The 13,666-nt window shown below is 63.1% G+C and carries 14 protein-coding genes; 9 read left to right on the top strand and 5 right to left on the bottom strand.

Annotated elements, in window-relative coordinates; translation table 11 throughout:
* Positions 1 to 30 precede the first annotated feature (30 nt).
* The 3 genes from IFT75_RS12550 to IFT75_RS12540 all read left to right on the top strand — a co-directional run bounded on the left by IFT75_RS12550 (position 31) and on the right by IFT75_RS12540 (position 2,782).
* Positions 31 to 912 (top strand): ABC transporter permease subunit, encoded by an 882-nt coding sequence (locus IFT75_RS12550; protein ID WP_185794802.1) that lies wholly within the window; start codon positions 31 to 33, stop codon positions 910 to 912.
* Entirely contained in the window at positions 909 to 1,793 is an 885-nt protein-coding gene (locus IFT75_RS12545) for an ABC transporter permease subunit (protein ID WP_122479867.1), read from the top strand. The genes IFT75_RS12550 and IFT75_RS12545 overlap by 4 nt, the downstream gene beginning before the upstream one ends.
* Positions 1,794 to 1,858: 65 nt before the next feature.
* Positions 1,859 to 2,782 (top strand): alpha/beta hydrolase, encoded by a 924-nt coding sequence (locus IFT75_RS12540; RefSeq protein ID WP_185794717.1) that lies wholly within the window; start codon positions 1,859 to 1,861, stop codon positions 2,780 to 2,782.
* A gap of 86 nt (positions 2,783 to 2,868) precedes the next feature.
* Here the strand turns inward: IFT75_RS12540 and IFT75_RS12535 are convergent, their stop codons facing one another.
* The gene (locus IFT75_RS12535) at positions 2,869 to 3,621 is read right to left on the bottom strand and encodes a DUF2059 domain-containing protein (protein WP_185794718.1); all 753 of its coding nucleotides are present in this window, start codon (positions 3,619 to 3,621) and stop codon (positions 2,869 to 2,871) included.
* A 141-nt stretch (positions 3,622 to 3,762) separates the two neighbouring features.
* Here IFT75_RS12535 and IFT75_RS12530 point away from each other — a divergent pair, with 141 nt between their 5' ends.
* Positions 3,763 to 4,398 (top strand): 2OG-Fe(II) oxygenase, encoded by a 636-nt coding sequence (locus IFT75_RS12530; RefSeq protein ID WP_192055039.1) that lies wholly within the window; start codon positions 3,763 to 3,765, stop codon positions 4,396 to 4,398.
* Positions 4,399 to 4,524: 126 nt separating this feature from the next.
* Here IFT75_RS12530 and serA read toward each other — a convergent pair whose 3' ends face one another.
* Positions 4,525 to 5,754, bottom strand: a complete 1,230-nt coding sequence (gene serA / locus IFT75_RS12525; protein ID WP_185794720.1) for a phosphoglycerate dehydrogenase — start codon at positions 5,752 to 5,754, stop codon at positions 4,525 to 4,527.
* A 214-nt stretch (positions 5,755 to 5,968) separates the two neighbouring features.
* On the opposite strand from serA, the gene IFT75_RS12520 reads away from it, so the two are divergent.
* The 4 genes from IFT75_RS12520 to IFT75_RS12505 all read left to right on the top strand — a co-directional run bounded on the left by IFT75_RS12520 (position 5,969) and on the right by IFT75_RS12505 (position 10,116).
* Positions 5,969 to 7,363, top strand: coding sequence for an FAD-binding oxidoreductase (locus tag IFT75_RS12520; protein ID WP_122479862.1), 1,395 nt, complete (start codon positions 5,969 to 5,971; stop codon positions 7,361 to 7,363).
* Between the two features lie 28 nt (positions 7,364 to 7,391).
* Positions 7,392 to 8,057, top strand: coding sequence for a fumarylacetoacetate hydrolase family protein (locus tag IFT75_RS12515; RefSeq protein WP_122479861.1), 666 nt, complete (start codon positions 7,392 to 7,394; stop codon positions 8,055 to 8,057).
* A 110-nt stretch (positions 8,058 to 8,167) separates the two neighbouring features.
* Positions 8,168 to 9,079, top strand: a complete 912-nt coding sequence (locus tag IFT75_RS12510; RefSeq protein WP_185794721.1) for an SdiA-regulated domain-containing protein — start codon at positions 8,168 to 8,170, stop codon at positions 9,077 to 9,079.
* A 128-nt stretch (positions 9,080 to 9,207) separates the two neighbouring features.
* Positions 9,208 to 10,116 (top strand): SdiA-regulated domain-containing protein, encoded by a 909-nt coding sequence (locus IFT75_RS12505; protein ID WP_122479859.1) that lies wholly within the window; start codon positions 9,208 to 9,210, stop codon positions 10,114 to 10,116.
* A gap of 6 nt (positions 10,117 to 10,122) precedes the next feature.
* Here IFT75_RS12505 and tcyN read toward each other — a convergent pair whose 3' ends face one another.
* The 3 genes from tcyN to tcyJ are packed head-to-tail and all read right to left on the bottom strand — an operon-like array spanning position 10,123 to position 12,333.
* Positions 10,123 to 10,872: an L-cystine ABC transporter ATP-binding protein TcyN gene (gene tcyN, locus IFT75_RS12500; protein WP_185794722.1), complete on the bottom strand. Its 750-nt coding sequence runs from the start codon at positions 10,870 to 10,872 to the stop codon at positions 10,123 to 10,125.
* Between the two features lie 4 nt (positions 10,873 to 10,876).
* Positions 10,877 to 11,542, bottom strand: a complete 666-nt coding sequence (gene tcyL, locus IFT75_RS12495) for a cystine ABC transporter permease (RefSeq protein WP_122480127.1) — start codon at positions 11,540 to 11,542, stop codon at positions 10,877 to 10,879.
* Entirely contained in the window at positions 11,542 to 12,333 is a 792-nt protein-coding gene (gene tcyJ / locus IFT75_RS12490; RefSeq protein ID WP_122479857.1) for a cystine ABC transporter substrate-binding protein, read from the bottom strand. The genes tcyL and tcyJ overlap by 1 nt, the downstream gene beginning before the upstream one ends.
* 274 nt (positions 12,334 to 12,607) lie before the next feature.
* Here tcyJ and epsC point away from each other — a divergent pair, with 274 nt between their 5' ends.
* The gene (gene epsC, locus IFT75_RS12485) at positions 12,608 to 13,546 is read left to right on the top strand and encodes a serine O-acetyltransferase EpsC (protein WP_185794723.1); all 939 of its coding nucleotides are present in this window, start codon (positions 12,608 to 12,610) and stop codon (positions 13,544 to 13,546) included.
* Positions 13,547 to 13,666: the final 120 nt, after the last annotated feature.

Genomic DNA, 13,666 nt, shown 5'->3' with positions numbered 1-13,666 from the left:
CGCAAGATCAAACGCAAGCTCAAGAGGATCATCCCCAACGGTCGCCAGATGGTCATCGGCGTACCGTTCCTGTGGCTGTTCCTGTTCTTCATGCTGCCGTTTTTCATCGTTCTCAAGATCAGCTTCGCCGAAGCCGACGTGGCCATTCCGCCGTACACCGAAATCTGGAGCTACGCCGAACAGAAGTTCGAGTTGATCCTCAATTTCGCCAACTACGCGCTGCTCACCGAAGACGATCTGTACATCTCGGCCTATCTGGGCTCGTTGAAGATGGCCTTCTTCAGCACCCTGATCTGCCTGCTGCTCGGCTATCCCATGGCCTATGCCATCAGCAAGGCACGCAAGGACCTGCAGACCGTGCTCCTGCTGCTGATCATGATGCCGACCTGGACGGCGATCCTGATCCGCGTGTATGCCTGGATGGGCATCCTGAGCAACAACGGCCTGCTCAATGCCTTCCTGATGTGGCTGGGGCTGATCGACCAGCCGCTGCAGATTCTCAACACCAACCTGGCGGTGTACATCGGCGTGGTCTATGCGTACCTGCCATTCATGATCCTGCCGCTGTTCGCCAATCTGGTGAAGCATGACAACAGCTTGCTGGAGGCTGCTTCCGACCTGGGCTCGAGCACCTTCAACAGTTTCTGGAAGATCACCGTGCCGCTGTCGAAGAACGGCATCATCGCCGGCTGCATGCTGGTATTCATTCCGGTGGTCGGCGAGTTCGTGATTCCCGAGCTGCTGGGTGGCCCGGAAACCCTGATGATCGGCCGCGTGTTGTGGCAGGAATTCTTCAACAACCGTGACTGGCCCGTTGCCTCGGCATTGGCTGTGTTGATGCTGGCGATTCTGATCGTGCCTATCGTGCTGTTCAATCGCAGCCAGGCCAAAGAACTGGAGGGCAAGGCATGAAGCGTTTCGGGTTCTCCAAACTGATCCTGGTGCTGGGTCTGGTGTTCATCTATGCGCCGATGCTGATCCTGGTCATCTATTCCTTCAACGCCTCGCGCCTGGTGACGGTCTGGGGCGGCTGGTCGGTGCAGTGGTACGTCGGCCTGCTGGACAACTCCCAGCTGATGGGCGCGGTGATGCGCTCGCTGGAAATCGCCTGCTACACGGCAGTGACGGCCGTGGCCCTGGGGACCATGGCGGCGTTCGTGCTGACACGCATCAGTCGCTTCAAGGGGCGCACCATGTTCGGCGGCCTGGTGACGGCGCCGCTGGTGATGCCCGAGGTGATTACCGGTCTGTCCTTGCTGCTGCTGTTCGTGGCCATGGCCCAGGTGATCGGCTGGCCGCAGGAGCGTGGCATCGCCACGATCTGGATCGCTCATACCACCTTCTGTGCCTCGTACGTGGCGGTGGTGGTGTCATCGCGGTTGCGCGAGCTGGACCTGTCGATCGAAGAGGCGGCCATGGACTTGGGTGCGCGGCCCTGGAAGGTGTTCTTTCTGATCACCATTCCCATGATCGCGCCATCGCTGGCGGCCGGCGGGATGATGTCCTTCGCGCTGTCGCTGGACGATCTGGTGCTGGCCAGCTTCGTTTCCGGGCCGGGTTCCACGACCCTGCCGATGGAAGTGTTTTCGGCGGTCCGCCTGGGCGTGAAGCCTGAGATCAATGCGGTGGCCAGCCTGATTCTGCTGGCCGTTTCGTTGGTGACGTTCCTGGTGTGGTATTTCGGGCGTCGGGCCGAAGAGCGTCGTCGCAAGGCGATCCAGCAAGCCATCGAGGAAAGCGCCGCCAACTCCTGGCAACAGCCGAAGACTCAGCGGCCGGCAGCGTCGGTGTGATGAGGGCAGGGCGCTGGATCTCCAGCGCCCTTGCCAGCACACGTATTGCCTTGGAACAATCATCCATGCCCATTGCATTTCATCCCGACACCCTGCGAAATTCCCTGCCACCCTTGGGCACCCGACAGCCGCTGTCCGCTGAGGCTCAGGCCTACCAGCGCTTCTATCAGCTCGACCTGCCCGTACAAAGCTGGCTGGGGCGCTTCAGTGCTGCCGGCTTCGACTTGGTGGCCCAAGTGTGGCTGCCGGAGCGGCCTGTCGCCACGCTCTTCGTCATGCACGGTTTCTACGATCACATGGGGTTGTACCGGCACGCCGTGCAGTGGGCCTTGGCACGTGGCTTCGCGGTCATTTCCTGCGACCTGCCGGGCCATGGTCTGTCCAGCGGCGAGCGAGCCAGCATTCACAGCTTTGCCGATTACCAGGCCACGCTCGATGGCCTGTTCGCCGAAGCACGCACCCTGCAGCTGCCGCAGCCTTGGCACCTGCTGGGGCAGAGCACCGGTGGCGCGATCATCGTCGACCATCTGCTGCACCAGGGCGCGCAGTCCGCGGCGCAGGGGCAGGTGCTGCTGATGGCGCCGCTGGTGCGGCCCAGCGCATGGGGTTTGTCCAAACTCAGCTATCGCGTGCTGAAGCCGTTCGTCAACGGCATTGCCAGGCGTTTCAGCGCCAATACCAACGACCCGGATTTCATGCCGTTCCTGCAGGCGGACCCGCTGCAGCCCGTGCGCCTGCCGACGGCGTGGGTGGGGGCGTTGGTGCAGTGGGTGCAGCACATCGAAGCCGCGCCGCGCAGCCCGCGCACTGTGGTGGTCGTGCAGGGGGAGGATGACGACACCGTGGATTGGCGGCACAACCTCAAGGTGCTACGCGCAAAGTTCGCCGAGGTGCGGGTGTTGCAGGTGGCGGGGGCCCGGCATCATCTGGTCAATGAGCTGCCTGCGATTCGGGCGAAGTGTTTCGATTTCTTCGAACAGAATCTATAACCGAGTCGTCTGCTTCGCGGCCGCTGACCGCTCCTACGGGGGTGGGCCATTGCTGCGGGTGGGTCAGCGGCCGCGAACGGCGCCCCTCAGTTTCCCGCCTTGCCCGGTGTCTGTCCAACCGCCAGCCCAGCCCGTACCGCATCCAGGGCCGCCTGATAATAAGCCTGGCCAGCGGCAGACTCGGCGAAGCCGACGAACTCCTCCAGTTCCGGATCGGACAATTCGCGGTACACGTACAGCAGCGTATTGTTCAGGTCGATGGCGATCTGCTGCTGCAGCCGCTCACGCTGGCCATCGAGCAGACCTGCAGCCTGGCCGCCCCCCAACAGACCTGGAATCATCGAGCTGAGGCTGTCGGCGGCCACCCCGGCGATCGCCAGGCTGACCTCTGCGCCAGCCTGGCGCGCCGGCAGTGCCTGCGCCAGATGGCCGATCAACAGCGCGCGGGTGGACTCGACCTGCAGTTTCGGCAGGCCCTGGGCATTCTTGGCCAGTTGATCACTGCGGGTGGCCAGCAGCTCGGCGGCGACGATCTTGCGGCCCAGGGCAGACTCGAAGAAGGCGAGGGCCGGTTTGGGATCGGCCAGGCCCTGGCGCAGTCGCGCTTCGGCCCGCTGGTCCATGGCCTGCGCCGCGAAGCGTTGGTCGCTGTTGCTCACCAGTGCCTGGAAAACCGCCGGTGGCAAGCTGCTCTGGTAGCGCTGCTGGGCCGCCTTGAGGGCGTCGCTGAAATGCGCCCTTTGTTCAGGCCAGCCAGCGGCCTTGTACAGCAGGTCGTGGTCGTCGGCCCAGGCGGGCGTCGTACTGAACATCATCAAGAACACAAGGACGCGGCGCATAGGGACTCCTGTCGGCAAGGGTCCATTGTCCGTGGCATTGCCTGGCTTTGTCGAGAAGTGACATGCACGCTGCGCCTCGATGCATCGACTGCGCAGCGACCTCGTGCAAGCCCCTGTCGGTTTTGCAGGCGTATGGATACTATGCCGGGCATGCAAATACCTTCTGATCATCCACTGCTGCTGCGCATCGTCGACGACCTGGCCGAGCACGGCTGGTCGCAGCAGGAACTCTTCGTGCCCCAGGCTTTGACCCTGGCGCTGGCGGCCGAGTGCCGTACCCGCCATGCCCAAGGCGAACTGGCGCCGGCGGCCGTCGGGCGCGGTCCATCCCAGGAGATCCGCGAAGGCATTCGCGGTGACCGCATCCAGTGGATCGAACCGGGCGAAGCCGTGCCGTGCGATGCCTACATGCAGATCATGGACAGCCTGCGCGAGGCGCTCAATCGTGGTCTGTTTCTGGGCCTGGAAGACTTCGAATGCCATTTCGCCCTGTACCCACCGGGCAGCGTCTACCTGCGCCACCTGGATCGCTTTCGCGACGATGACCGGCGCATGGTGTCAGCGGTGCTGTACCTGAACGATGCGGATTGGGGTGAGGAGGATGGCGGTCAGTTGCGTATGTACCTGCAAGGCGACACGGCGTACGACGTGCAGCCGATCGGTGGCACGCTGGTGGTGTTTCTTTCCGGCGAGGTGCCGCACGAAGTGATGCCGGCGCAGCGCAATCGGCTGTCGCTGACCGGCTGGTTTCGCCGTCGGGGCAACGAGCCGTTCTGATACACCGCGTCGCCTGGTTCGCGGCTACTAGCCGCTCCTACAGGGGATCTGGGTTGATTGTAGGAGCGGCTGGCAGCCGCGAACCAGAGGACGCGGTGTGCCAGGCACACCGCAATCCGGCCGCTATCAGAACAATACGCGGCAGCGAATGGTTCCGGTGACCTGTTGCAGCTTTTCCTGCGCCAGGTCCGAGTAATCGGCGTCGACGTCGATCACCACATAGCCGACCTTTTCGTTGGTCTGCAGGAACTGGCCGGAGATGTTGATGGCGTTCTCGGCGAAGACCTTGTTGATCTCCATCATCACGCCCGGCACGTTCTCGTGGATGTGCAGCAGACGGTGCTTGCCAGGGTGCGCGGGCAAAGCCACTTCCGGGAAGTTGACCGACGACACCGAGGTACCGTTGTCGCTGTACTTGACCAGTTTCTCGGCCACTTCCAGGCCGATGTTGGCCTGCGCCTCGGCGGTGGAACCACCGATGTGCGGGGTCAGGATGACGTTGTCCAGGCCACGCAGCGGGCTTTCGAAGATGTCGTCGTTGGAGCGTGGCTCGACCGGGAACACGTCGATGGCAGCGCCGATCAGGTGCTTGTCCTTGATCGCCTCGGCCAGTGCGTCGAGCTCGACCACGGTGCCGCGCGCGGCGTTGATGAGGATACCGCCCTTCTTGATGGCACGGATTTCCTTCTCGCCGATCATCCACTGGGTGGCGGCGGTTTCGGGCACATGCAGGGTGACGATGTCGCTCATGCCCAGCAGCTCGGTCAGGCTGCCGACCTGGGTGGCGTTGCCCAGCGGCAGCTTGGTCACGGTGTCGTAGAAGTACACCTGCATGCCCAGGCCTTCGGCCAGGACCGACAGCTGGGTGCCGATCGAGCCATAGCCGACGATGCCCAGTTTCTTGCCGCGGATCTCGAAGGAGTTCGCCGCGCTCTTGATCCAGCCGCCACGGTGGCAGGAAGCGTTCTTCTCGGGGATGCCACGCAACAGCAGAATGGCTTCGGCCAGCACCAGTTCGGCCACGGAACGGGTGTTGGAATACGGTGCGTTGAACACCGCGATACCGCGTTCGCGAGCGGCGGCCAGATCAACCTGGTTGGTGCCGATGCAGAAGCAGCCCACGGCGACCAGTTTCTTCGCACAGTCGAACAGCTCTTCGGTCAGCTGGGTGCGCGAGCGAATGCCGATGAAGTGCGCATCGGCGATCTTTTCCTTGAGTTCGGCTTCGGGCAGCGACTTGGTGTGGTACTCGATGCTGGTGTAGCCGGCAGCCTTGAGGACGTCCACGGCGGATTGGTGGACGCCTTCGAGAAGAAGGAACTTGATCTTGCTCTTGTCGAGGGAAGTCTTGCTCATCTGCGTAAACCTGTGTCCCGAAAAAAATGGCAGGAAGTGAAGCGGCGCACACCGGGCCAGGGCTCGATTGGCGGGGGGCGTATGCTAGCATAGCCTCCCTGTCGTACGCCCATCCTGGGTCATGAGCCGTTCTCAGGGTGACTATGAATGGTCCGAGGTTTAGCGGGCCGCGAATCGCCCGATTCGTGAATCCTTCACTTGCAGAGTCGCGTCCATGAACCGTCATGCCCTGATCGATGAACTCAAGACCCTGCTCGAGCCTGGCAAGGTCCTCACCGATGCCGCTTCGCTCGACACCTACGGCCGGGACTGGACCAAACAGTACGCCCCGGCACCCAGCGCCATCGCCTTTCCCAAGACCACCGAGCAGGTCCAGGCCATCGTGCGCTGGGCCAACGAGCGCAAGGTGGCGCTGGTCCCTTCGGGTGGGCGTACCGGTCTGTCGGCTGCGGCGGTGGCGGCCAACGGCGAGGTGGTGGTGTCGTTCGACTACATGAACAAGGTGCTCGACTTCAACGCCACCGACCGCACCGTGGTCTGCCAGCCAGGCGTCATCACCAAGCAGCTGCAGAACCTGGCCGAGGAAAACGGCCTGTACTACCCGGTGGATTTCGCCTCTTCGGGTTCCAGCCAGATCGGCGGCAACATCGGCACCAACGCCGGCGGCATCAAGGTCATCCGCTACGGCATGACGCGCAACTGGGTGGCGGGCCTCAAAGTGGTCACCGGCCAGGGCGATGTACTGGAGCTGAACAAGGACCTGGTCAAGAACGCCACCGGCTACGACCTGCGTCAGTTGTTCATCGGCGCCGAAGGCACCCTGGGGTTCATCGTCGAGGCCACCATGCGCCTGGACCGTGCGCCGAAGAACCTCACCGCGATGGTGCTCGGCACCACCGACTTCGATGCGATCATGCCGGTGCTGCATGCGTTTCAGGGCAAGCTCGACCTCACGGCGTTCGAGTTCTTTTCCGACAAGGCGCTGGCCAAGGTGCTGGGCCGCGGCGACGTGCCGGCGCCGTTCGAAACGGCCTGCCCGTTCTATGCCCTGCTGGAGTTCGAAGCCACCACCGACGACATCGCCGACACCGCGCTGGCCACCTTCGAACACTGCGTGGAGCAGGGCTGGGTGCTCGATGGCGTCATGAGCCAGAGCGAGCAGCAGTTGCGCAACCTGTGGAAGCTGCGCGAGTACATCTCCGAAACCATTTCCCACTGGGTGCCGTACAAGAACGACATCTCGGTGACCATTTCCAAGGTGCCGGCTTTCCTGCGCGAGATCGACGCCATCGTCAGCGAGCGCTATCCGGCATTCGACGTGCTCTGGTACGGCCACATCGGCGACGGCAACCTGCACCTGAACATCCTCAAGCCCGAGCACATGGACAAAGACGCATTCTTTGCCGAATGTGCGCTGGTCAATACCGAGGTCTTCGAAACCGTGCGCAGGTACAACGGCTCCATCTCCGCCGAGCACGGCGTGGGCATGGTCAAGCGCGACTACCTGCAGTACAGCCGCTCGCCGGTCGAAATCCAGTACATGAAAGCCATGAAGGCAGTGTTCGACCCCAATGGGATCATGAACCCTGGCAAGATCTTTTCCATTTGATACGTTCATCTGAGCAGAGGTTCGAGCAATGAGCTACCAGCACCAGTACATCGACGGTACCCGCATCCACTTTCCGCTGGGCAAGGTGGTGTGCATCGGCCGCAACTACGCCGAGCATGCCAAGGAGCTGGACAACCCGATTCCGACCGAGCCGCTGCTGTTCATCAAGCCAAGCAGCTGCGTGGTGCCGTTGCAGGAAACCTTCACCATTCCGACCGATCGCGGCGCGGTGCACTACGAGGCGGAAATCGCGGTGCTGCTGGGCAAGTCACTGAGCACCCGGCCCAGTGCCGAAGAAGTCATCGACGCCATCTCCGGCTTCGCCCCGGCGCTGGACCTGACCCTGCGCGACGTCCAGGCGCGCCTGCGCGAGAAGGGCCTGCCGTGGGAAATCGCCAAGTCGTTCGACGGCGCGGCAGTGATCGCACCGTTCGTATCGGCCGACAGCTTCCCTGACCTCACCGACATCCCGATACGCCTGACCATCGACGGCGACGTGCGCCAGGACGGCAACAGCAACCTGATGCTCAACGCCATCGTGCCGATGATCCAGTACATGGCCGGGTGCTTCTCGCTGCAGGCTGGCGACGTGATCCTCACCGGCACCCCGGCCGGGGTAGGCCCGCTCGAAATCGGCGCCGAAATCGTGCTGGAACTGCCCGGTGTCAGCCGCTTCACCAGCCGCGTCCAGTAGTCGCCCCACGCCTCACCTTTTTTTTACATTCGATCTGGATAATGCCCCCACCCAAGTGGGTGCATTGTTCGGATGTGCCCGTATGAATCCGTCTCCAGCAAGGGTACTTCATGGTCCGCGCCGCGCTGCATTCATCCCGCCCCCTGCACAAACGTTGGTACCTGTGGACCTTGCTGGTGCTGCTGATCGGCTACATCGTCGCGGTGGTCTTGCACTGGGACGACCGCGCCGAGCTGTGGGTGCAGGAGTGGACGCACAACAGCACCGAGCGCAAGGCCAGTGTCTGGCTGCCTGACTATGAAGCCGTGATCGACGCCAAGGCCCTGCCCGGCATGGAAGGCGACGAAGCCTCGGACATCACCTATCACCCCGGCACCCGTACCTTGTTCGCGGTGATGGGCAAGAACCCCTATCTGGTCGAGCTGAGCCTGCAGGGCGACGTGCTGCGCAAGATGCCGCTGACCGGCTGGAGCAATCCGGAGGCCATCACCACACTCGCCGATGGGCGCCTGGGGATCATCGACGAGCGCCAGCACCAACTGACCGTGGTCAAGGTCGAGGCCGACACCCGCGAGCTGAACATCGCCGACTTCGCGCCGTTCGACCTCGGCCCTTCGGCGGACCAGAACAAGGCTTTCGAAGCCCTGGCCTGGGATCCGCGCAACCAGCGCCTGTTGCTTGGCGAAGAAAGACCACCGGCGCTGTTCTCGCTGAAGCTGGGCAGCGATGGCCTGCCCACCGGCGAGAAGCAACGCCTCGATGCGCCCGACCTGGACATGCGCAACCTTTCGGCGCTGGCAGTGGATCCGCGCACCGGTCACCGCCTGCTGCTCTCGGCCGACTCGCACCTGCTCATGGAATACGACGAAACCGGCAAGCAGTGGAGCTTCATGACCCTGCTGGGCGGCATGAACGGCCTCAAGGACACCATTCCCCGCGCCGAAGGCGTGACCATGGACGACGAAGGCACGATCTACCTGGTCAGCGAGCCGAATCTGTTCTACGTATTGCGCAAGCGTTGAGCCGGATAGCAGCGTCTTCTGGCGCTGCAATTTCTTCGACGTTTCCTACAAATCAATCCGTAGAAACTTAAGCCTGGCTTCATCATTTAATGGTTTGATGCGCACACTTCACTTCAGAGCCCGACGCGATGCGTTTCTTCGTTCGACCCATTCACCTGCTGCTGATCGCGGCACTGCTTGCACTGATCTGCGCCTTCGCCGCACTGCATCACTTTCGCTGGATCGAACGGGCCAGTTTCAACGTCGAGCGCTGGCTCGGAGGCCCGCTGCCAGGCGCGATCAACCTGGACAGCTATCAGGTGGATATCGAGGCGCAGGTGGTCGAAGGCCTGGACGACGACATCTCGGCACTGACCTTCGATCCATCGCGCAAGACCCTGTTCACCGTTACCAACCAGCGTTCGGAGCTGATCGAGCTGTCGCTGCAGGGCACCATCCTGCGACGTATCGCGCTGGTCGGGTTCGGCGACCCGGAGGCGGTCGAGTACATCAGCCCTGGCGTCTACGTGATCACCGACGAGCGCCAGCAGCGCCTGATCAAGGTCAACGTCACCGACGATACGCAGATCATCGACGCCCAGCAGGCCGAGCAGTTGAGCCTCAACTTCGGTGGCCGCAGCAACAAGGGTTTCGAGGGGTTGGCCTACGACTCGACCGGCAAGCGCCTGTTCGTGGCGCGCGAGCGCGATCCCATGCTGATCTACGAAGTGCAGGGCTTTCCGCGTGGGGTCAGCGACAAGCCGCTGGACGTGCAGGTGACCCAAGACCGCCGGCGCGATGCCGGCCTGTTCGTGCGCGACCTTTCCAGCCTGCAATACGACGAGCGCAGCGGCCACCTGCTCGCCCTGTCGGACGAATCGCTGCTGGTGCTGGAACTGGACGTGCAGGGCCGGCCCCTGAGCACCATGTCGCTGCGCAAGGGCCGCCAGGGCTTGAGCAAGAGCGTGCCGCAACCCGAAGGCATCGCCATGGACGACGATGGCAATCTGTACATGGTCAGCGAACCCAACCTGTTCTACGTGTTCCGCAAGCGCTGAACGGCGCTAGCCCTCGGGGTGCAGGAACTTGTCGAGAAACTGCCGGGTCCGTGCCTGCTGCGGGTTGGCGAACAACTCGCGGGCCGGACCCTGTTCCACGATCACCCCCTGGTCGAAGAACACCACACGATTGGCCACGTCGCGGGCGAACTGCATCTCGTGGGTGACGATGACCATGGTGCGCTTTTCCTGCGCCAGGCCCCGAATCGTTGCCAGCACTTCGCCAACCAGCTCCGGGTCCAGCGCTGAAGTCGGCTCGTCGAAGAGGATGACCTGCGGCTGCATGGCCAGCGCCCGGGCAATCGCCACGCGCTGCTGCTGACCGCCCGAGAGCCGCCTGGGGTAGGCCTCTTCCTTGCCGGCCAGGCCAACCTTGGCCAACAGCTCGCGGCCCAGTTCGGTCGCTTCGGCCATGGCCATCTTCTTTACCACCAGCGGCCCTTCGATGACGTTCGCCAACGCCGTGCGATGGGGAAACAGGTTGAAGTTCTGGAAGACGAAACCCACCTGCTGGCGCAACTCGCGAATCAGGCCCTGCTGCTGCGCCACGCGGGCTCCGTCGATTTCGATGTCGCCCACACGGATCTGGCCACTGGTAGGTGTTTCCAGCAGGTTCAGGCAGCGCAGGAAGGTCGTCTTGCCCGAGCCGCTGGGACCGATGATCGCCACCACCTCACCGGCGGCGATCTCCAGGTCGATGCCCTTGAGCACGCTGTGGCCATTGAACTGTTTGGTCAGGCCCTTTACCGCGATCATTGCTTCATGCCTCTTGGTCGTGGCGGTTGACCCGCCGTTCCAGATGATTCTGCAGGTGCGCCAGAACGCTTGCCAACAGCCAGTAGATCAATGCGGCCGCCAGGTACATGGTGAAGATCTCGAACGTACGGGCGGTGATCAACTGCGCCTGGCGGAACAGCTCCGGTACCTGAATGGTCGCTGCCAGCGCCGTGTCCTTGACCAGTGAAATGAAACTGTTGCCCAGTGGCGGCAGGGCGGTGCGCATGGCCTGCGGCAGGATGGCCCGGCGCAAGGTCTGCGCGCGGGTCATGCCGATGCTGGCAGCTGCCTCCCACTGGCCACGCTCGATGGACGCGATCGCCGCCCGCAGGATTTCACAGGCATAGGCGGCCATGTTCAGCGAAAAGCCGATGAGTGCAGCGGGCAACGGGTCCAGTTCGATACCGATCTGCGGCAGGCCGTAGTAGATGACGAACAGCTGGACCAGCAACGGCGTGCCGCGGAAGAACGACACGTAGACCCTGGCCGGCCAGCTCAGCAGGCGGCTTCGGGACAGCCGCATCAACGCCAGGCCGAACCCCAGCAGCAAGCCGAAGAACATTCCGCCCAGGCTGAGGAAGACCGTGTAGTAGGCACCCTTGAGCAGAAAGGGTGCCGAATCGAGCATCAGCTGCAGGCTGCTCTCGATCATTGCGTGACGTCAGCGCTGAACCATTGCTTGGACAGCTTGGCCAGGGTGCCGTCGGCGCGCAGTTTGTCGAGAGCGTCGTCGAGTGCCTTGAGCAGTTCCGGCTCGCCCTTGCGCACGGCGATCCCGGCTTCCTGACGCGAGAACGCGTCGCCTGCCAGGGCGAGGGTTTCGTTGGTCTTGTTGATCAGGTCGAATGCGGCCAGGCGGTCCACCAGAATCGCATCGATACGGCCGACGCGCAGGTCCTGGTACTTGGTCGGATCATCGTCGTAGGTTTTCACCACGGCGCTCGGCACGTTGTCCTTGAGCCACTGCTCGTAGTTGGTGCCCAGGCCCATGCCGACTTTCTTGCCGGCCAGGTCGGAGGCCTGCTTGATGCTGTCGGCATTCTTCTTCGCGACCACGGCCTGGATACCGGACACGGTGTAAGGCTTGGAGAAGTCGTACTTCTTCTTGCGCTCATCGGAGATGGTCACCTGATTGACCACGACGTCGAGCCGCTTGGACTCCAGCGCTGCGAGAATACCGGCCCATGGGGTGGGCTGCAGCTTGACCTTGACGCCCAGTTCCTTGGCCAGGGCCTCGGAGAGTTGCACTTCGAAGCCGGTCAGCTTGCCGTTTTCGTCAACGAAGCTGAACGGCGGGTAGGTACCCTCCAGGCCGATGTTGATGACACCGGCGTCCTTGATTTTCTGCAACTGTTCGCCAGCCATTGCCTGGCCCAGCAGCGAACTGCCCAGAACCAGGCCGGCGATCAGCAGGTGTTTGCGCAATGCGGGAAACTTCATGGCGGATCCTTGAAATGAGGGAGGGTTTCGCAGCGTTGGCGGCCACCTGTGCGGTTACCGGTCGTCGAGGCGAAGGCGCAATGGGAAAACAGGACTATAGGCACCGCCACGCTGGCCCACAAGCCCCCTCGGCGCCCACGGAACGTATGACCGCGGCTTATGTTCAGATGCTCCACGACACGTCCAAAGCGTTCTTTTTACCGCCTGGATTTTTCCCGTATGGTGGGCGCCAATCGGCGGCCATCGCTGTTTCCACACAAGGCAGGGTATAACCGTGAACGACATTCCTCAGGCACGCAGAGGCCATTGGCAGTTGCAGTCCATCGTCGGCCAGTTGCATGAGGCGCGCTCCGATTGGCGCCGGCAGAACGGACGCAGTTGCGGCATGCAGGGCGGCCGCGAGCTGCCGTCGCGCGAGGCCATGGCCAAAGTGCTGGAGCAGTTGTGCGGCGCGTTGTTCCCGATGCGCCTGGGGCCGGTGGACCTGCGCGAAGAAAGCGAAGACTTCTATGTAGGCCATACCCTGGACGCTGCGCTCAACGAACTCTTGACCCAGGCCCGCCTGGAACTGCGCTACGCCGCGCGCAATGGCGACTGCGACTTGCCCGCCGTCGACGCCAGGGCCCTGGAACTGATCCAGGATTTCGCTGCGGCGCTGCCCGGCCTGCGGCGCCTGCTCGACACCGACGTGCTGGCCGCCTATCACGGCGATCCCGCGGCGCGCAGTGTCGATGAGGTATTGCTGTGCTATCCCGGCGTGCTCGCGGTGATCCATCATCGCCTCGCTCACCATCTGTATCTCGCCGGCCTGCCGTTGCTGGCGCGCATCAGCTCGGAACTGGCGCATTCGGCGACTGGCATCGATATCCACCCCGGCGCGCGCATCGGCCCAAGCTTTTTCATCGACCACGGCACGGGCGTGGTGATCGGCGAAACCGCCGTCATTGGCGAGCGGGTGCGTATCTACCAGCAGGTCACCCTGGGCGCCAAGCGCTTCCCGGCGGACGAGTCCGGGCAGCTGCAGAAGGGGCATCCGCGCCACCCGATCGTCGAGGACGATGTGGTCATCTACGCCGGCGCGACCATCCTGGGTCGCATCACCATCGGCCAGGGCTCGACCATCGGCGGCAACGTCTGGCTCACGCGCACCGTGCCGGCCGGCAGCAACCTCACCCAAGCCAACCTGGTGCACGACGACGGCAGTCAGAAATAGGGCTTGGCAGGACGCCGCGAACGGCCTGCCAGGCAGGACCGTTCGGCCCATCAATTGGCCATCTACCATCAGTCGTGTTTTAATTGAACGCTCGTTCAATAAAACCATGGATCGCGATTC

It is taken from the genome of Pseudomonas sp. CFBP 8758 (assembly GCF_014841725.1).
Lineage (GTDB): Bacteria > Pseudomonadota > Gammaproteobacteria > Pseudomonadales > Pseudomonadaceae > Aquipseudomonas > Aquipseudomonas baltica.
Note: the sequence above shows the minus strand (reverse complement) of the source record. Positions and strands in the feature narration are given on the sequence as shown.